We start from the raw sequence: 19203 nt of genomic DNA on the forward strand, positions 1-19203 counted from the left end.
AGATGAAGATTTTAAACCCTAATTTATTTGCCGAATCTTAAGCCGATTACATAAGAAGTGGCATTGATTTGGCGAGGAGTATTAAAAGGAAAATACTCAGGCTGAACAGCACCATTAACAACAATATTGTTGGGGGTAACCTGATAAAACATGTTTACATATTTGTAACCAACGGTGGCCGTCAGAGCAGTTTGAAGAGCCTTGTATTTTAGGGTTACGTAAGGTCCATTCTGCTCATAAAGATAATTTTTTGAAAATGTGCTTTTGTTAAAGCTGTTTAATGAAGAAGCTACTTTAACACCCACACCAAATCTAAAGGTTTTCTCACCTTTGCTATTGAAGAAATTAAAAGTAGGCTGTAATTCTGCATAAACATTAGTAGAAAGGATACTTCTTCTGATTAAATCTGGAGGCATAGTGCCGGATGAATTAATGTATATGGAGTCTTCCGGAAATGGAATCCAACGGCCTTTTTTAAGTGCCATTTTGGTATTAATAAAGTCAAATCCGGCGCCATATTTCAGGCTTATTGAGGTTTTTCTTTTTTGTAACAGAGTTTTATCAAAATATCCTCCAATACCAAACATAATAGACTGCTCACTGGCAATATCATATAAGTCTCTGACGACCACCGAGTTTCCGAATTTTCCCTGATAAGGATTCCCTAGAAAATGAGCGGCCCATTCAATATTTGAATATGCAGAGCGGTATTTGTCAACAGAGGCCTTGGTAGCCCCTACAAACAAGTTCAGATTCATGCCTCTGAACCAACTTTGTGGGCTAACCACTCTATTGGCCTCTCTGTTTTTTAGTTCATCGGCATCTTTCAAAGTTACATCTTCCGAAAAAGTGAAATTCTTTTCGGCTCGTCTTTTCAGTTGTCTGAACAAAAGGTTCAGGTCGTACTTTTCAATTTCTTTCAGGTCTTCTGGTCGCTCGGCGTAGAAGGTAACTTTGGCTTTATTGCCTATACGAGCAATGAGAGAGTCTTCTTTAGCAAAAGTAGCGTGTACAGCAAAGCTCAGGACAGTTAATAGTAACAGCTTTTTCATTTTTTGATATGTTTTGGAGTTTTTATTTGTGAAGTATCAACTATAAAGCTTTTTCCAAGGTAAGCCCACACATTGCGTGGCTCTATATTCAGCTCGCGCCAGTCAATTTTACCTTCGGTATTAAAGCTTTTTATTTGCCTGAATGCCCTTTTGGCAAAGGTTTCCCGTTTCATCATCTCACCTGGGATAACAGGCAGATTTAGGGTGGTTACCCTTTGGGCTTTATAAGTTATAGCATATTGAACAGTATCTTTGGCACTCGGAAGCATTGAGAGCTTTCCTGTTGTTTTCAAATAATTAAGGTCGGTTAACATCAGTCTTTCATTGGTTTCCTCAATCTCTACATTTTCTTTTTTTGTTTCAGGTTTTGGCAGTGCTACGCGCTGTAGCTTGTTAACTTTTTGTTTTAGTGGTGCAGGTTTTTCTTTTGTGATAGTTGTGTTGGACTTAGCTGGCGGTGGTGTCACAGCATATATCTTTTGCTGCTTGTCGACAGGTAGTAAGTAGAAGTAAAACGATAGTCCAGTAATAGCCAGACAGGCCGCTGCCCAAAGCCATACCGCCTTTTGCTTACGGGCTTTTGATTGCTCCAATCTGGGTTCCAGACGTTCCCAAAGCTTTGTGTCATTGAAAAAAACGTCAAGGTCAGATAAGCCATCTATCTTCTCTTTTATATTTTGCTCTTCGGGTGTCATTATATTACCTTTTTCATTTCAATATTTTTTTTTAGCATCATCTTCGCCTTAAATAGCTGCGAACGTGAAGTCCCCTCAGTAATGTTCAGCGCAGAGGCGATTTCGGTATGGGTGTAGCCTTCAATAACATACAGATTAAAAACTGCACGATAACCATCAGGCAGAGATGAAATCAGTTCAAGAATTTCTCGTCCGCTCATATCATCTTCAATACCAATGTTTGTCGATTCCAAAGGGTCTTCGTCTGATAATGACTGGAAGAGGAAATTTTTATTACGCCGTAAAATCTTAAGCGACTGATTCACCACAATTCGTTTCATCCATGCTTCGGTCTGGGCATCTGATTGATAGTCGAAAGCTTTTAAGCTTTCAAAAATCAAGGCAAAGGCTTCCAGACAGGCATCTTCGGCGTATTGTCTGTCGTTGAGATAACGGAAACTCAAGCGTAGGAAAGTCTTCGAAAACAAATCAAAGATTGTTTTCTGTGCTTTTCTGTTTCCGGCTTTACAGTGTTGTATCGTAACGTTTAAATTCATCTCACTAACAATAATCCGTTATGAGCCTGCAACGTTGCCCGGGTATGCAATTTTTTTTGAAATAAATGGTAGAGTAGGATAGGTGCCTGAGTAGTCAGTATCATTCACTTACTACTAGGGCTAGTTTAGTGCCTGTTTTATTGACAGCCATGCGTGTAATTTTGCCAGACCCGGGCAGGTGAGCTGTATTTATTTCCTGCCACACCGAACCAGACCCGGGCTTGAAGGCAAAGAGCTTTTTACCATCACTGGTAAGTATGTAGCCATTGGGTGTCCAGGTAATGTCTTCAGACTTGCCTATTGCAGCAACAATAGGTGTTATTTCTCCGGTTGCAGGATTAAACTCCTTAATCAGCCATGTTTCTGCTGTTTTATCTATAAAGCTAAATGTATTGCCTCCCGGGATTTTGTGCAGCGAACGGCCCGGCTTTGAACCAAGAATTACGCTTTTTTTAGTATCAAGGTCATAGTAATGCAAATGGTTGGTGGTATCTGCCAGAACAAATAAAAGCAGATGCGTAGGGTCTGTCCAGGTATGATATCCTACTTTCAGATGATTGATGAGAGTTACAGACTGCCCGCCATTTACCGGATACTTACCCAAATCCTGACTTCCGTTGTCTCTCTGAATAATACATGAAATGAATCTCCCATCAGGCGTGATGGTAGGAGAGTATTCGTGTTCTGTTGTGGTAGTTATCTGCCTGCTGATGCCCTTTTTGTAATTGTAAGATTTAATATCGGTGCGCCCGCTATCGTTGGCAGAGGCATAATAAACCAAAGGAAGGGTCGGGTGAAAAAACGGCTGGTTGTCATACCCTTTGTGTAAGGTAATATTGACAGGGTTAGATAAGCTAAAGCTATTGTTTTTGTATTGGAGGTCAAACAGGTAAATTTCTGTTCCAACCTGCGCCTGCAATGAAAAGTGAATCAAAAAAAACAGAACCGAAAAAAGGTGTTTCATGTATTTTGGTTTATTTGCCCAATATAGCTAAAAACCTGATTCGTAAAGCATAAAAAAACCAGAGCAGCGATGGGCTACTCCGGTCGGATGTGTAAAGGAAGTAATTAATTTATCTTCCGCCTGTATTATTAACTACACTTTCACGTATAGAATTGTCAGCCACAATTAAGAAATCAACCCTGCGGTTTTTGTTTCTACCCGCCAGATATTTGTTTGAGTGAACCGGTACCTTTTCGCCAAAGCCATCAACCAGCAATCTGTTTTCTTCTACCCCCGCCGAACGCAGATAGTTAGCAACCTGAACCGCTCTTTTTCTTGAAAGTTTTTCGTTATATGCGTTTTTGCCTGTGGCATCGGCATGGCCACCTACCAAAACAAATGTATTAGGCATTTGTTTTAATGAATAGGCAATTCTGAGAAGGTCTTGTTTGGCATTCTCGTTTATCATATAAGAGTCAACTTTAAAGATGTTTCCTTTGGTCATGGTAACCAGCAGACCTTCATCGTATGCTTCAACCGAGGCTATACCCATCAGGTTTTCGTTCATGGCCGGCACGTAGTCTGCCATAATTCTTTTGAGTTCATCGCCATTGGCGCCGCCCATCGAAACCGTAGTAATGGTAGCCTGCTCGGCATTGGCAGGTGGCCTAATAGCTACCTTATTGTTGTCTTTTGAATTTGATTTTGTAACTGAGTTGCTTGATTTACAACTCATATTAGTATAGCCTACAAGCATCAGAGCAGAAGCTAAAACTATTGATTTTGAAATAAGATTGCGTTTCATGAGTTTTGGTATTTTTTTGGTGTAATACAATAAAAAACTGTACCTGAGCAGCCAGATTAGCTTAATTGGGGTTTATGGAGTAAATCTTTATACAAAATGTGGAAGATGTTCAACAAAATCAGAACCTTTCAACACTTTCTGCTTAGAAAGAACTAATTTTGAGCATGCAAAAAGTTAAGCCTAAAAAACATCTCGGACAGCACTTTCTGAAAGACCTGAATGCCGCCGAAAGAATAGTAAATTTGTTAGCGCTCCATAAAGGATATACGAAGGTGCTTGAAATTGGCCCGGGTATGGGCGTGCTAACCCAGTTTTTGCTGAAGAATACAGCATACCAGACATCGGTAGTTGAAATTGACAGAGAGTCGGTTGAATACCTGAAAACGAACTATCCGGAACTGAGTGACAGAATTTTCTCTGAAGATTTTCTAAGAATGAACCTGTCTGAATTAAAAGGGTTTGAGCGTTCTGAGACTTTTGGTATCATTGGTAATTTCCCCTACAATATTTCTTCGCAGATTTTCTTCAAGGTTCTTGAGCATAAAGATACTGTGGCAGAAGTTGTTTGTATGCTGCAAAAAGAAGTTGCCAAAAGGATAGCCTCACCACCGGGCAATAAAGATTATGGTATTCTTAGCGTGCTTTTGCAGGCATATTATGATATTAAGTATGAATTTACAGTTTTGCCCGGGGCCTTTAACCCGCCGCCTAAAGTAGATTCGGGTGTGATAAGTCTGAAAAGAAATGCAGTTGATAAACTGGATTGCGACGAGCGAAAGTTTTTTCAGGTGGTAAAAGCCGGATTTAATCAGAGAAGAAAAACGCTTCGTAATGCTTTAAAGCCTATTGGCCTGAATTTTGAACATGAGCTGTTGAATAAACGCGCCGAACAATTGGGCGTTGCAGAATTTATACTGTTGACAAAGGCCTTTACTGAAAACTAACTGAGTAGATATGAGTACTTTTGACCTAACCAGAGAGTACGTTGAAAAGCTGGAGACGGCCATTGAGCAGAAAGATGAGAAACTGCTGAAAGCCGAAATGGAAGAGCTGTATCCGGCGGATATAGCCGGTATTTTGCTTGAACTGGACGGCGAACAGGGGCATTATCTGCTTACATTGGTTGATATTGAAACAGGGGCCGAAATACTGGCGCACATTGAGCCTGATACACGCAAGAGCTTTATAAAAGAGCGGTTTACGGTAGAAGAAATTGCCAAGTATGTAGATTTGCTGGATTCGGATGATGCTGCTGATTTGCTGAACGAGCAGTCAATAGAGGTAAGGGAGAAGGTAATAGCGATGCTTGATGACCGAGAGCAGGCCAGGTTCATTATTGACCTGATGTATTACCCCAAAGATATTGCAGGCGGATTGATGCAGAAAGAGTTGGTAAAGGTTAATTCGAGCTGGACAGTGAGCGAGTGCGTGGAGGAAATCAGGAGGCAGGCGGAGGATGTTGAGAAAGTATTTGCCATTTATGTAGTTGATGACGAGCAGAAATTGCAAGGGATTGTTTCTCTGAAACAAATTGTGCTGGCCCGTAAAAACACCAGAATAGAGAATATTCTGGATGATGACATTGTCTTTGTTGAAACTACAGCCAAAGCCGAAGAAGTAGCCGACCTGATGCAGAAATATGACCTGGAGGCTATTCCGGTAGTGAACACCCTGGGGAGATTGCTGGGTAGAATCACCATCGATGACGTGGTTGACTTTATTACCGATAAAGCCGAAGAAGATATTCAGGTAATGGCGGGTATTACCGGCGAAGCAGAAGAAGACGACAGCGTTTGGCAACTGGCCAAGGCGCGTTTACCCTGGTTGGTAGTAGGGGTAGCGGGTAGCTTACTGGCTGCCACAGTTATTAAAGGCTTTGAGGCTGAGTTTCAGAAAGTAGCCGCTCTGGCTGCGTTTATACCTATTATGGGGTCAACCGGGGGCAATGTAGGTATACAGACATCGTCTTTAATTGTGCAGAGTCTGGCAGAAAAAACGGGTATTGTTACAAGTTTATGGCAGCGGCTTTTCAAGATTATTCTGGTAGCGTTGGTGAACGGGCTGGTTATCGGGGCATTGGCAGGGGCCTATATTTATGTTATTGGAGAGCCGGCACTTTTTCTGGTAGTTTGTTTTTCTTTGCTGGCGGTTGTTGTGCTGGCATCGTTTATGGGTACAGTAACCCCGCTCTTATTGAACAGGCTCGGCATAAACCCCGCAATAGCCTCCGGACCATTCATTACTACCGCCAACGACATCATCGGCATAGGTACTTATCTATTAATTGCGCATTTATTGCTTCGAATTTGACAAATCATGATTGCTGTTATTCAAAGGGTAACTCAGGCTTCTGTAACCATTGACGATGCCGTAAAAGGGCAAATCGGTTCAGGGTTTTTGGTTCTGCTTGGTATTACACATACCGATACAGAGGAGGATATTGATTGGCTTTCAAAAAAAATTACAGGCTTGCGGGTGTTTGGCGACGAAGAAGGAAAAATGAATCTGGATATAACCGCCGTTAATGGTGAGATACTGTTAATCAGCCAGTTTACTTTACATGCCAGTACCAGGAAGGGTAATAGACCCTCGTTCATTGAAGCCGCTCGGCCAGAGGTAGCCATACCGCTTTATGAAAAAATGATTGCCCGGTTGACTACAGATTTAGGTAAGCCCATAGAAACCGGACAGTTTGGAGCAGATATGAAAGTGTCTCTATTGAACGATGGCCCCGTAACCATAATAATTGATTCGAAGAATAAGATATAACAGAAGAGGGCAGCTGAAAAATAAGGTGCTCTCTTCTGTTCATAAGGCATTAACCTCTCAAATGCCACGCCTTGGGTTTTACAAATGCCCTGATACCTGCATGTGAAAGCGTAGAGCCAAAACCAGAGTTTTTTCGTCCGCTCCACGGAAGTGGTGCCGAGACACGGTCGCAGCAATTCCAGTAGCTGGTTCCTGCATTAATTTGTTGCAATATTTTCTCAGCACGTTTTTTGTCTGCAGTATAAACCGCAGCAGTTAAACCATATTCAGTGTCCTGCATCAGTTTAGTGGCTTCTGCATCGTCTTTCACTTTCATTATACCAATAATTGGCCCGAACGACTCATCCTTCATCACAGCCATTTGGTGTGTAACGCCGGTTAAAACAGTTGGCTCAAAGAAATAGCCCTTACCTGTTACGCTTTTACCACCAGTTAACAGATTGGCACCTTTTTCGGTAGCATCCTTCACCTGATTCGCCAGAAAGCCTAGCTGAGACTGGCGGCTTAACGCGCCAATATATACGCCCTCCTCATCAGGCTGCCCAATTTTGTAAGACTGCACTTCTTTTACAAAGGCATCAACGTACTGGTCGTACACTTTTTCGTGCACGTAAATTCGCTCTACTGCACAACAGCTCTGGCCGTTGTTATAAAAAGCGCCATCAGCAGTACCTGCCGCTACCGATGCAATGTCTGCCACATCGTCGGCTACATAAAGTGGGTCTTTACCGCCCAATTCCAACTGACACGGCACCATTTTGTTGGCCACTTTTTCGTAAATATAAAGGCCGGTTTTGTAAGAGCCTGTAAAGAAATAACCGTCCAGAGGCATCTCAAGTAATTGTTCTCCAACTTCTCTGGCACCAATAGCCACCTGAAACACCTCTTCGGGTACACCCGCTTTTTTCAGGTACTTCTCAATGTTTAGTCCCGTCAATGTCGAAAACTCAGATGGTTTATAAAAAACGGCATTGCCCCCGATAAGCGCCGGAATAAACACATTTACCCCAACCAGAAAAGGGTAGTTCCAGGCAGATATGTTACAAATAACCCCCAGTGGTTCATAAGAAATCTTTTCTGTTAACCCTTCCTGACGTGTTACCGTTTCGTCTTTCAGATACTTTTGCGAGTTATCTACAAAGTATTTAATTCTGGCTCTGGCTCCGTTTACTTCGTTGCGCGCCTGTTGCAGAGGTTTGCCCATTTCAGCCGTTAAGGTAGCTGCAAGTGCTTCAATGTTTTCTGCCAGTAAATCCGAAAACCTGGCTATTATGCCGATACGTTTTTTTAGCGAAACTTTTGCCCAGGCTTTTTGCCCTTTTTGAAGCGTTTTTAATTTACTTTGAAGACTTTCAGGGGAGTCTTCAACAAGGGTTGTAATAATTTCTTCGGTGGCCGGATTGACAATCTGCATGAGAATATAACGAATAAAAACCTTTTTCTGTGATAATTAATTGCTGAAGCAAAACTACAAAATTATACAGAAAAAGATAGTATTCGGGCTATTAACAAAAGAACGTAAATTACCAATGAATGGCGTAGAATTGCGCCTTCAACAAAGCTTCAATAAACCAATTTTATCCTAGTTATTCGCTCTTCAATACATTAACAGGGTTACTCTGTGCGGCTTTCATGGTTTGCGAGCTTATCAAGATAACCGCAATAAGCAATACGGCCAGCAAACCAATAAACAATTCTGTAAACTGCACTGGGGTATGGTATGGGAAATTGGTTAGAATATATTTTTCAAAAAAAACATAAGTAACCGGCAACGCAATCAGCGCAGATACCAATAACATTATCAGAAATCCTCTACTAAGCAGAAATATGAGGTTACTTGAGCTTGCCCCCATCACTTTGCGGATACCAATTTCTTTCAGCCGCGTTTCAGTAGTGTACGCCACCATCCCCAACAGGCCCAGTGAAGATATAGAAATAGCCAGAATAGACAAAAAGCCGATAACCTTTATCATGGTCGAAAACTCAGTATAAGCTTCTTCGATTTCCTCTTTGTAAAATTTGGCATTCAATACTTGATTGCGGTCAGTCTTCTTCCATGCCGATGCTATCCTGGCCATCGTTGCCGGAATATCAGCACTTCTGATTTTAACATTAACTACTGTTCTGTCTCCGGGTATCCACGGCATAAAAGCCACCGGCTCAATCAGGTTTTCAACTTTACCATAGTGAAAGTCTTTCATTACACCCACAATGGTCATCCGGCGGTTATGCACACTGAAATTACTGAAACTAACTTCTTGGCCAATTGCCTTTACCGGGTCTTTGGCTGCAATGTTAAATCGTTTTAAGAACTGTTCATTTACAATTACCTCTCTAACGGCATCTGGTGTAACGGGTCTTGCCTTAAAATTCCCTCCAGCCAGGAGCTTGTATTCATGCAGGTTCAAATAATTCTCATCTACATGGTTTGTCATTACCAATGCAGAATCGCGTGTGTCACTGTATTTCATAAAACCACCCCAGGCATTACCAACGCTTGTAATTATTAGTGAGCGTGACAGTGCAGATACCTCCGGCATTTCGCTCAGTTCTTTCATTAATGCATCAGGCTTGTTGCCTTGCATATCAATGTTCAGAATGTTTTCGGTATTAAAGCCCAGGTCAAATGCCAGTATATTTTTATACTGCACATAACCAATGGCAGTTGTTGTGATAAAAATAAGTGTAAGGGTGTATTGCATTACCACAAGCAAAGGCCTGAATTTTAAGAGCCTGAATCCGGTTACTGTTGATGTGTTCCTCAAGGCGTTACTAGCGTTGACTTTAGAACACAACCATGCAGGTAAAAATCCGGCAATGACACCAACCAAAACCGCAAAGGCAATAAAATATAGTATCAAGGTTATGGACAGTTCCAGCTTTACCATACGTTGCATTTCCGGAGCAATGTTGATAATTTGTGGCCGTAAGATAAGAAATATAAAGAATGACAAGACCAGAGCTGCCAGCGATAACAGGATTGATTCTACCAGAAACTGTTGACCTATCTGGTTTTTTACGGCTCCAATGGCTTTTCGGACGCCCACTTCTTTGAAACGTCGCATGGCCCGTGCCATTGAAAGATTGGTGTAATTAAAGCAGGCAGAAAGTATGACCACCAGTGCAAGGCCGCCGAGAATCCATAAAACTACTTCTGATACGTGCGGCCCTAAAGCACCCGGCCCTCCTTCAGACGCCCGTAGAGTTTCACCAACAACAATACCATTTAATGGGAGCAGCTCAAGTTGAATACTCATGTTTTTTAAGGCAAGATTTTCTTCGTGTGCAATGGCATTGAGCTGAGCTTGCACTGATTCTTTATCTGCATTTTCGGGAAGCAGAAGGTAAACGAAGTTAGAAGAGGCATTTGTCCAGTTACCAAAACCAGGGTTATTGATATTCAGTTGTTCAGCCGTGGACAATGAAACCAGCGCTTCAAAATTTATATGAGAAAAGAACGGAACATCTTTCATTATGCCAGTTACCTGATAATTGAGCGTATCAAAAGTAATTACTTTGCCTAAGGCGTCTTGGCTTCCGAATAATTTGCTGGCGGTTGCCTGTGTAAGCACAACAGAGTAGGGTTCTTTCAATGCCGTTTCCGGATTCCCTTCGAGAAGCGGGAAAGTGAAAATTCTGAAAATGGACGATTCAGCCCACATGCCTTTTACAGGTAGAGTGTTGCTGCCAACGCTGGCATTTTGCGAAAAATCATTTCTCAGAATGGCTACTTCTGCAATGCTTTTAACTTTTTGCCGGATAAGCTTTCCGGTTTTAATAGAAGTGGTAGCAAATTTGCCATTTTGCTTGCGGTTTTCTGAAACTACATGGGTGATACGGTAAATGCGGTCTCCGTTTTTATGGAACCTGTCGTATGATTGCAGGTCTAGTATAAATGCAATCAGCAATAACCCGACAGACATACCTACGGCCAGCCCTATAATATTGATGAACGAGAACAATTTGTTTCTCATTAGACTTCGCAGGGCGGTTTTAATATAACTTGCAATCATAATATGTTTGTAAAATGCTGAGCAAATGGCACTTATGTAGCCTGAACGAAAATATAGATAAATTAATACCCCAATAAAAAAATGGTTTGAAGTGTAAAAAAAATGGGATGAAACAATAATATGCCTCACTTTAAAGCATGCCTTTAGCATTTTATTTGCCTTTTGCCGATTTTTATGCAGTGTTAGTTTTCTGCGCAAGTGCCTGGTCCGGATAGGTTGTTTAAACACTTCAAAATAATTTTCATAATTTCCACAGCGTTATTAAATCTTTTGTCGTCTTCCATTTTAGAGACTTTCTACACGCTGGCATTGGTTAAATCGAATCATTTGCCCGTCAAAAATGAAGGTCAGATATCGAAAGAGCTATTAACTATTAATTTAAACGTTTTGCTTATGAGGTATGTAAGGAAAATAACTCCTGAACAGGTAAAGCATCTGCGCGAAGTTTCAAGGCATAGTAGAAATTATCGTGAGCGCGAACGAGCCAAAGCAATACTTTTAAGTTTTAAAGGATATAATGTTACTACCTTGTCTGACATCTTTGAGGTAAGCAGGGCAACCATAACCAACTGGTTAGATGCCTGGGAAGAACGAGGTATTCATGCACTGAAAGACTTGCCAAAACAATCACATAATGTTCCTTTGGTTGAAGTAAACAATAATGGGCTGGGAGCCAAGGAGCTTGTTTATCAATAACGAAAACTTTTTGAAACAAATCTACTTCTATTTTTATGAAAGTTTGTCTCTTCTGGGGGCAAACTTTTTTTGTTTCCGGCCAGAGTAAAATTGAGAAATTGGATTGGTTTGTGTATAAAAAAAGAAGATATTTACCTGTGAATTATATTACGATTTTGTAAATCGTTAGAGATAAACTATGAAGCCGGATTTTTCGAACATAAAGCTTTTTGAAAAAAAAGAAGAAGTAAAGGATGCTAAAACCGATGAGGCGGCGCCTGTTTTCAAAACAGCAGAAGGGATTCCCGTAAAGCCTCTTTTTACGGCTACAGATATGGCTCAGGCAGAACACCTGCGTTTTTCTGCAGGTTTACCCCCTTATTTAAGAGGGCCTTACAGCACTATGTATGTTATGCAACCCTGGACAATTCGTCAGTATGCCGGTTTTTCAACGGCTGAGGAATCGAACGCGTTTTATCGCAGAAATCTGGCCGCCGGGCAAAAAGGGCTCTCGGTTGCATTTGACCTGGCAACACATCGCGGTTACGATTCTGACCACCCCCGCGTGGTTGGAGACGTAGGCAAAGCCGGTGTAGCCATAGACTCTGTTGAAGATATGAAGATTCTCTTCGATCAGATTCCACTTAATGAAATGTCAGTATCTATGACCATGAACGGCGCAGTGCTGCCAGTTATGGCCTTTTATATTGTAGCGGCTGAAGAACAAGGCGTAGCACCTGCACAACTTTCAGGAACCATCCAGAACGACATTCTGAAAGAATTCATGGTGCGTAATACCTACATATATCCACCAGAATTTTCAATGCGCATAGTAGGAGATATTTTCTCTTATACCTCTCGGCTTATGCCCAGGTTTAATTCAATCTCTATATCGGGCTATCATATTCATGAGGCGGGGGCTCCGGCGCATCTGGAGCTGGCTTATACCCTGGCTGATGGGCTGGAGTATATCAGAACCGGAATAGCAGCCGGTATGGATATTGATGATTTTGCCCCCCGGCTTTCGTTCTTCTGGGGTATAGGCATGAACCATTTTATGGAAATTGCCAAAATGAGAGCAGGGCGATTGCTGTGGGCTAAAATTGTGAAACAGTTTAATTCTAAAAATGCTAAATCGCTGGCTTTAAGAACGCATTGCCAGACCTCGGGCTGGTCGCTTACCGAACAAGACCCTTACAATAATGTAGCCCGCACCACTATCGAGGCAATGGCTGCTGCTTTAGGGCACACGCAATCATTACATACCAATTCGCTGGATGAAGCCATTGCCTTGCCAACCGATTTTTCGGCGCGCATTGCCCGTAATACGCAATTGTTTATTCAGCATGAAACCGAGATTTGCCGCGTGGTTGACCCCTGGGGCGGCTCCTATTATGTAGAGTATCTAACCAAAGAACTGGTAGAAAAAGCCTGGGCTTTAATAGAAGAAGTTGAACAGCTGGGTGGCATGACCAAAGCCATTGAAACGGGCTTGCCTAAAATGCGTATTGAAGAAGCTGCCGCCCGAAAACAGGCGCGAATTGACTCAGCGAAAGATATAATAGTTGGGGTGAATAAGTATAAGACTACCACCGAAACAAAAATTGAGCTGCTTGAGGTTGATAATCAGGATGTACGCAGAAAGCAGATTGAAAGACTTGAAAAAATTAAAGCCGAGCGAAACAATGAAGAAGTTGAGCGAATTTTAAACAAAATAACTGAGGTAACAGCACATGCCAGCGGCTCATTTGATGATAATCTGCTGGCTATTGCCGTTGAAGCAGCGCGTAAGCGGGCTACCCTCGGAGAGATATCTTATGCTATGGAAAAGATTGCAGGGCGCCACAAGGCAACCATCCGCTCTATTTCAGGTGTGTATCAGTCTGAGGTTTCAGACGATGAAAACTTCAGGATTGCTAAAGAAATGGCAGATAAATTTGCTGAATTGGAAGGCAGAAGGCCAAGAATTATGGTTGCTAAAATGGGTCAGGACGGCCACGACCGCGGCGCCAAAGTAATTGCCACCAGTTTTGCTGATTTAGGTTTTGATGTAGACATCGGGCCGCTTTTTCAGACGCCCGAAGAAACGGCCAGGCAGGCAGTTGAAAATGATGTACATATTGTAGGGGCATCAAGCCTGGCAGCAGGTCATAAAACCCTGGTGCCACAGTTAATTGAAGAGCTGAAAAAGCTGGGCCGTGAAGACATCATGGTTATTGCAGGTGGAGTAATTCCACCGCAAGACTACCAATTTCTGTACGATGCCGGCGTAAAAGGTGTATTTGGCCCGGGTACGGTAATTTCAATTGCCGCACAAAAGATATTAAAAGAGTTAATGGGGGAGTAGGGATAACTAGTAACTTTAAAATAAACAATTGAATATACATTTCGTAAGCCACCAGAGCATAAATTGTTAAAAGAATGACTAATAAATATTTAAGTTATATAACAGATGAACATTTTTTGCAGTGCATCTCAAATCTTCATCAATCGTACCTAAAAGCAAAAAATAACATTACCAAGAAAAGTTTTTATGCTAATAAAGTTGATACTATTAAACTTACTTTTGATTCCAGATTCAATGAAATTGACGAAGAAGACCTTATTCAGTCAGAGGTTTTGAGACAAATTGATAAATCTATAAATAATTCCATCGGAACATTTCATGAGCAAGTTTTAGGAGGCATTCAAGGTTTTGAAGTAGGTAAATTAAGTGGGTTTGATATTAAGGCTACTGACAATACGTTGTTTGCGGATATCAAAAATAAGCATAATACAATGAATAGTAGTTCGGCAGAGGCACTATTTCAAAAATTGGCACGTTTTGCAGATTCTTTCAAAAAAGCAAGATGTTATTGGGTTCAAATTCTTGCTAAAGGTAGCTTTGATGAATTATGGACTGGTGAAATAAATGGTAAAGAATATAGCCATAGTAGAGTGCGTAAAATTTCTGGAGATAAATTTTACGCACTATTAACAGGTCGAGATGATGCATTTTTTCAGTTGTATCAAGCACTTCCATTAGCGATTAAAGATTTTCTGGAAACTTTGGATAGGCAATCCGAAATAGCAAAAAACTCAGCAATAGAAGAAATTAAAACAGAAACGCTTTTGACAAAAAAGAGTATTTTAGACCAGATTACATTTGAAAATTATAGTTATTATTTGGGATTTAAAGAGGAATAATGTTCATTTAAAAATTTAATAATTGAGTAACCAACTTCTCTACCTAAGTTGACAGGAACAGCATTTCCGATTTGCTTATATTGTTGAGCCAAAGAACCTGAAAATTTCCAGTCATCTGGAAATGTTTGAATACGCGCATATTCTCTAACAGTAAACGGACGAGTTTCATCCGGATGACACCTTTCTGTTTGTTTCTGTGCAGGGCTACATGTCAATGTTAAACATGGTTCATCCCAGCCAATTCTACGAGCCATCCCGGTTTTTCCTCCCCCTAGGTAAAAACTACCTCCCATGAATTCCTTTTGAATTTCTAAAGGTAAATCTCGCCAATAACCTTTTTGAGGTACCATATCTAAGACTTTTACTTTACTTTTAGGATATCTTGCTCCCTCAGATTCAGGTACATTACTATTAAACAGTTCACCTTTTTTTAAAGCATCTGTTAATGTATAAATTTTTTTATATGGTTTAGGGTATTCATATTTAATACTTAAATCTTTACGAATACCTACTAATATAAGACGTTCTCTTTTTTGAGGTACCCTATAGTTAATTGCTTTTAAGACCTGCACAGGTACAACATTATAACCAATTTCGTCTAAAATAGATATCATTCCATTTAAAGTTCTACCTTTATCATGGCTTAATAAGCCTCTTACATTTTCTCCTATGCATAATAATGGGTTAACTTCGTTAACTACTCTTGCAAATTCATAAAACAATGTTCCTCTTGCATCAGAGAGCCCAAGTTTTTTTCCGGCATAACTAAACGCTTGGCACGGAAATCCACCTGTAACAATATCAATTTTATCTTTATACTCTGTAAAATCAAAAGATTTAATATCTCCTTCAAGAACTTTCCAATTAGGTCTATTATATCTAAGCGTTTGGCAAGCCCATTTATCAATTTCATTTAAAGCGACACATTTTAAACCTGCTTTTTCTAATCCAACAGCTAACCCCCCCGCACCGGCAAAAAGTTCTAAAACGGTAAAGTCCTTTATTGGTTCAATATAATTCGTAGTTGATTCTTTTGAATCTTGCGGGATAAAATCAGAAAATAATGTCATTATGTCAGCCTTTCTATATGCACGATAATTACTAATTGGTTCACGAACAGCTGGCAACTTTCCTTCTCTATCCCATCGCCTTAATGTTTCTTTGGTTTTATTTAATAGTTTGGAGGCTTCAGATATTGTGTAATAATCTTCCATAACCAACTTATATAACGTTATACATGGTTACAAAAATAAGGCAAAAAATTATAAAATCAAATTTAAAGAAACAATAAATAATTTAATACTTAACCTTGGAATTCATCATGAATACAAATGAAGCTCACAAATTCCCACTAGCCTTTTTATACCTTACACTAGCTATCAGAAAGTTATAAATGCTCGAGAGATACTGGGTTTCGGCGTTTTGAAGTGCGTATTCGGTATTTTTAAGATCTGAAAGCAATATAACGCCTTTTTCAAAACGAAACTTATCAGTTTCCAGAATCCTGTGTGCCAGGTCAATATTTTTCCGGGCTTCTTCCAGATTCAATATTGATTGCTGCAAGGTATTCCAGGTGCTTTTTGATTCATAACTGAAATCGTTTCTTAGCCGCTCGGCATTCAAAACATTTATTTGCTGCCTTACCCTGAAATCGTTAGCGGTTAATCTCGCCTGCCGACCATCAAAAATAGGTACATTGGCTCTGATACCGATATAATTGGCCGGAAACCAGGTGTTTTTTTCAAACGGATTAAGGGTTTCAGATAATTGGAAATACGAGTAATTGCCATAAACCGAAACCGTCGGCCTGTTACGGGCCAGTTGCTTTTGTGCATTCAGTTCATTCAAACGCCTGCTCAATTGTTCTGCCTTTATTTCAGCCCTGTTTTCAATGTTCAATTGCCCCTGCACAACTTGCGAATAGCCAAATATGGCTTGCAGGTCTTCACCGGGCTCTACCATTTCAGAAGTATTCAGCTGGTATTGCAAAGCTATCAGGCTAAGGTCATAGTCTTGTTGATTCCTGGTTTGTGCCAATTGGGCGTTGCTGGCATCCAGTTCAAGTTTGTCCAGATCATTTTTCAGAATAGCTCCCTGATCAAAACGCGCTTTGCCTGCTTCCAGATAACTTTTAGATCTCTCTAAAGCCAAAACCGATAGGGTTAGCCGCTCTTTTGCAAACACACAATTATAATAAGCTTCAGTAATAACCTGTTTCAGATTCACGCTTAATTGCTCCAGATTATTCTTCTGTGCATCCAGTTGGGTATTATTCAGTTGAAGGTCAATTTTTCTGTTGGCATCATATACCTTCTGTTCTGCCTGCACCAGAAACGAGTTATTAAAGGGTCGGCCTAGTCTTACCTCTGTCTGGGTTTCTGCAGAACCTGGCAGGGCAAAGGGTAAAATAGTAGTTTGTAACTGGGTATTCCAGCGGATATCCGCATTACCGCTTATCTGTGGCAGCCATCTGGCTTTTATCTTTTCATTTTCAGTGCCGGCTATCTGAATATTCAGATTCTGAGCCTTTAGCTCCAGTCGGTTCGCTAACCCTTTCTGTACGGCTTCATTCAAGCTAATCTTTTGGGCAAGGGCGTTTCCTGTGGCAAAGCAGAATATAAAAGCGTAAATAGTCGGTTTCATAGATTAATTTTTTTTCAAAAGTAAATACATATAAAAAAGCTGGCGTATTTATTTTGATAAGACGGAAAAAAAGTGGCATTAAACTTATGTATGACAATATAATCAAAATAAACATAAAGGTTGCTGTTATTGATTTGTGTTGTTGTAAAATGTTCATTGATAGGGCCTTATCTCTCTTAACGAATCATTAACAAATGGCTGATAAACTTTAAGCCTGTAATTCTCATCTAAGAATCAAATAACAAAAACAAAGATTCAATCATAAAACAAGAAGAATTAATAACCCGATTTTTACTATGAGAAAGTTAATGTTTGTAGCAATGTTGGTGGCTGGAGCCATCTCTGCTAATGCGCAAAGAGGATATGACAGACCCGGCCGTTTTGATAATGGTTATGACAGAATAGACAGCTACCAGCGTGAGGCCCTCCGCCAGATTGCTTTTGGTATTGAAAGCGGCAGAATTACCTCTAATGAAGCCAAACGTTTGCTGAGAGAGGCAGAAAGAATTGAATTGAAAGAGAACAGATTTAAACGTGATGGAAGACTGGATGGCTTTGAACGCCGCGAATTAGCGCAGGACCTGGCCATGCTGAACAACTGGATAGCTCGCGAGAAAAGGGACAGAGATCGTATAACCTATGATGAATATAGCCGTGGCTATGCCGGAGGCAGATACCACGACCGCTATGGAAGATATTAGTAAATGAGTTTTATTAATAATGCTTTTTCGTAATAACAGGGTGAGACCTTTGGCCTTGCCCTTTGTTTTTTGGGTTTTGCCAGTTGATAAATTTATAGAAATAGTGCTCTTTTTTTTGTCAGACAATTGCCAGAGATATGTAACTTGCGAACCGATATTTTAAGTACAAATTGTATGATAACCATTCAGAACGAAATCTTAAGTGCCACCATCAATCCTAAAGGAGCTGAGTTGGTAAGTTTAATAGATAAACCTACAAATACCGAGTATATGTGGTCTGCCGACCCTAAATACTGGGGTAAGTCGTCACCGGTATTGTTCCCTGTTATCGGGTCATTAAAAGGCAATTCTTTTATTTATGATAATAAGGAATATGCTCTGCCAAGGCATGGTTTTGCGCGCGACAGGGTATTTGAAATTGAAAAACTATCAGAAAGCAGTGTGGTGTTTCTGTTGACTGAAGATGATTCTTCTTTACAGGTTTTTCCATTCACTTTTGAGCTGCGTTTGCATTATTCAACAGAAGCCAATCAGTTAAAACTGAAGTATGAAGTAAAAAATACAGGCAATAGTGCTATGTTTTTTTCTATTGGGGGTCATCCGGCTTTTAAGGTGCCTTTTGCAGAAGGTACTACCTACAATGATTATTTCTTAGAATTTAACAAGGTTGAAGATTTGAAAAAATGGCCTTTGGATAAAGATGGGTTGATAGAATCAGAGCCGGAAACAATTACGGGCGATTCAGGTATCCTGCCATTAACTAAAGAATTATTTTATCAGGATGCTCTGGTATTTAAACATTTACAGTCTGACTCCGTTACACTTAAATCAGCCAAAACTGATAACCAGCTTAAATTCCATTTTGAAGGATTCCCTTTTCTGGGTATCTGGGCAGCTAAAGATGCCGATTTCGTTTGTATTGAGCCCTGGTGTGGCATTGCAGACAGCGTTGCTCATAACCGGAATCTGGAAGAAAAAGAAGGAATTAACGCACTGGCTCCAACAGAAACCTTTGAAAGAACCTGGAAGGTGGAGATTGGGAATGAGTGAATGAGTGATTGAGTGAATTAGTTAGTTAGTGAATGAATTATTGCTCTTACAATTAGAAATTAGAATAATTGAGTATCTGAGTTGCGACTCTTGTTCACTAACCAGCTCTTAGACCCAAAATATAACAACCACTCA

At 40.5% G+C, this 19203-nt stretch carries 17 protein-coding genes; 8 read left to right on the forward strand and 9 right to left on the reverse strand.

Annotated elements, in window-relative coordinates:
* Positions 1-23 precede the first annotated feature (23 nt).
* The 5 genes from C0V77_RS17345 to C0V77_RS17365 form a co-directional block, all read right to left on the reverse strand.
* Positions 24-1052: a hypothetical protein gene (locus tag C0V77_RS17345; RefSeq protein ID WP_101727618.1), complete on the reverse strand. Its 1029-nt coding sequence runs from the start codon at positions 1050-1052 to the stop codon at positions 24-26.
* Entirely contained in the window at positions 1049-1747 is a 699-nt protein-coding gene (locus C0V77_RS17350; RefSeq protein ID WP_101727619.1) for a hypothetical protein, read from the reverse strand. The genes C0V77_RS17345 and C0V77_RS17350 overlap by 4 nt, the downstream gene beginning before the upstream one ends.
* On the reverse strand, positions 1747-2283 hold the full coding sequence (locus C0V77_RS17355) for an RNA polymerase sigma factor (RefSeq protein WP_101727620.1): 537 nt from the start codon (positions 2281-2283) through the stop codon (positions 1747-1749). Before C0V77_RS17355 ends, C0V77_RS17350 begins: the two co-directional genes overlap by 1 nt.
* Before the next feature lie 100 nt (positions 2284-2383).
* The gene (locus C0V77_RS17360; protein WP_101727621.1) at positions 2384-3247 is read right to left on the reverse strand and encodes a PD40 domain-containing protein; all 864 of its coding nucleotides are present in this window, start codon (positions 3245-3247) and stop codon (positions 2384-2386) included.
* A 109-nt stretch (positions 3248-3356) separates the two neighbouring features.
* Entirely contained in the window at positions 3357-4031 is a 675-nt protein-coding gene (locus C0V77_RS17365) for an OmpA family protein (protein WP_101727622.1), read from the reverse strand.
* Positions 4032-4195: 164 nt separating this feature from the next.
* On the opposite strand from C0V77_RS17365, the gene rsmA reads away from it, so the two are divergent.
* Genes rsmA through dtd form a run of 3 tightly spaced genes read left to right on the forward strand, consistent with a single transcriptional unit; the run spans position 4196 to position 6800 of the window.
* On the forward strand, positions 4196-4975 hold the full coding sequence (rsmA, locus tag C0V77_RS17370) for a 16S rRNA (adenine(1518)-N(6)/adenine(1519)-N(6))-dimethyltransferase RsmA (RefSeq protein WP_101727623.1): 780 nt from the start codon (positions 4196-4198) through the stop codon (positions 4973-4975).
* 10 nt (positions 4976-4985) lie between these two features.
* Positions 4986-6341 carry a magnesium transporter gene (gene mgtE, locus C0V77_RS17375; RefSeq protein ID WP_101727624.1) on the forward strand — a complete coding sequence of 452 codons (1356 nt, stop codon included), beginning with the start codon at positions 4986-4988 and terminating at the stop codon, positions 6339-6341.
* A gap of 6 nt (positions 6342-6347) precedes the next feature.
* Entirely contained in the window at positions 6348-6800 is a 453-nt protein-coding gene (dtd, locus tag C0V77_RS17380; RefSeq protein ID WP_101727625.1) for a D-aminoacyl-tRNA deacylase, read from the forward strand.
* 49 nt (positions 6801-6849) lie between these two features.
* Here the strand turns inward: dtd and C0V77_RS17385 are convergent, their stop codons facing one another.
* Together C0V77_RS17385 and C0V77_RS17390 are read right to left on the reverse strand one after the other, a co-directional pair.
* Positions 6850-8214, reverse strand: a complete 1365-nt coding sequence (locus tag C0V77_RS17385; RefSeq protein ID WP_101727626.1) for an aldehyde dehydrogenase family protein — start codon at positions 8212-8214, stop codon at positions 6850-6852.
* 172 nt (positions 8215-8386) lie between these two features.
* Positions 8387-10813, reverse strand: a complete 2427-nt coding sequence (locus C0V77_RS17390) for an ABC transporter permease (protein ID WP_101727627.1) — start codon at positions 10811-10813, stop codon at positions 8387-8389.
* Between the two features lie 270 nt (positions 10814-11083).
* Between C0V77_RS17390 and C0V77_RS17395 the strand changes: the two genes are divergently transcribed.
* The 3 genes from C0V77_RS17395 (at position 11084) to C0V77_RS17405 (ending at position 14674) form a co-directional block, all read left to right on the forward strand.
* Positions 11084-11509: a helix-turn-helix domain-containing protein gene (locus C0V77_RS17395; protein WP_143706122.1), complete on the forward strand. Its 426-nt coding sequence runs from the start codon at positions 11084-11086 to the stop codon at positions 11507-11509.
* A 178-nt stretch (positions 11510-11687) separates the two neighbouring features.
* The gene (gene scpA, locus C0V77_RS17400; protein WP_101727629.1) at positions 11688-13835 is read left to right on the forward strand and encodes a methylmalonyl-CoA mutase; all 2148 of its coding nucleotides are present in this window, start codon (positions 11688-11690) and stop codon (positions 13833-13835) included.
* Positions 13836-13909: 74 nt separating this feature from the next.
* The gene (locus tag C0V77_RS17405) at positions 13910-14674 is read left to right on the forward strand and encodes an Eco47II family restriction endonuclease (protein WP_101727630.1); all 765 of its coding nucleotides are present in this window, start codon (positions 13910-13912) and stop codon (positions 14672-14674) included.
* On the opposite strand, the gene dcm is transcribed toward C0V77_RS17405, so the two are convergent.
* Positions 14650-15888: a DNA (cytosine-5-)-methyltransferase gene (gene dcm / locus C0V77_RS17410; protein WP_101727631.1), complete on the reverse strand. Its 1239-nt coding sequence runs from the start codon at positions 15886-15888 to the stop codon at positions 14650-14652. The two genes, C0V77_RS17405 and dcm, sit on opposite strands and share 25 nt — an antisense overlap.
* Positions 15889-16012: 124 nt before the next feature.
* Positions 16013-17317, reverse strand: coding sequence for a TolC family protein (locus tag C0V77_RS17415; RefSeq protein ID WP_101727632.1), 1305 nt, complete (start codon positions 17315-17317; stop codon positions 16013-16015).
* 296 nt (positions 17318-17613) lie between these two features.
* Between C0V77_RS17415 and C0V77_RS17420 the strand changes: the two genes are divergently transcribed.
* Together C0V77_RS17420 and C0V77_RS17425 are read left to right on the forward strand one after the other, a co-directional pair.
* On the forward strand, positions 17614-18018 hold the full coding sequence (locus C0V77_RS17420; protein ID WP_143706123.1) for a hypothetical protein: 405 nt from the start codon (positions 17614-17616) through the stop codon (positions 18016-18018).
* Positions 18019-18192: 174 nt separating this feature from the next.
* Positions 18193-19068, forward strand: coding sequence for an aldose 1-epimerase family protein (locus C0V77_RS17425; protein ID WP_101727634.1), 876 nt, complete (start codon positions 18193-18195; stop codon positions 19066-19068).
* Positions 19069-19203 lie beyond the last annotated feature (135 nt).

This window comes from Emticicia sp. TH156 (assembly GCF_002855535.1).
Lineage (GTDB): Bacteria > Bacteroidota > Bacteroidia > Cytophagales > Spirosomataceae > Emticicia > Emticicia fluvialis.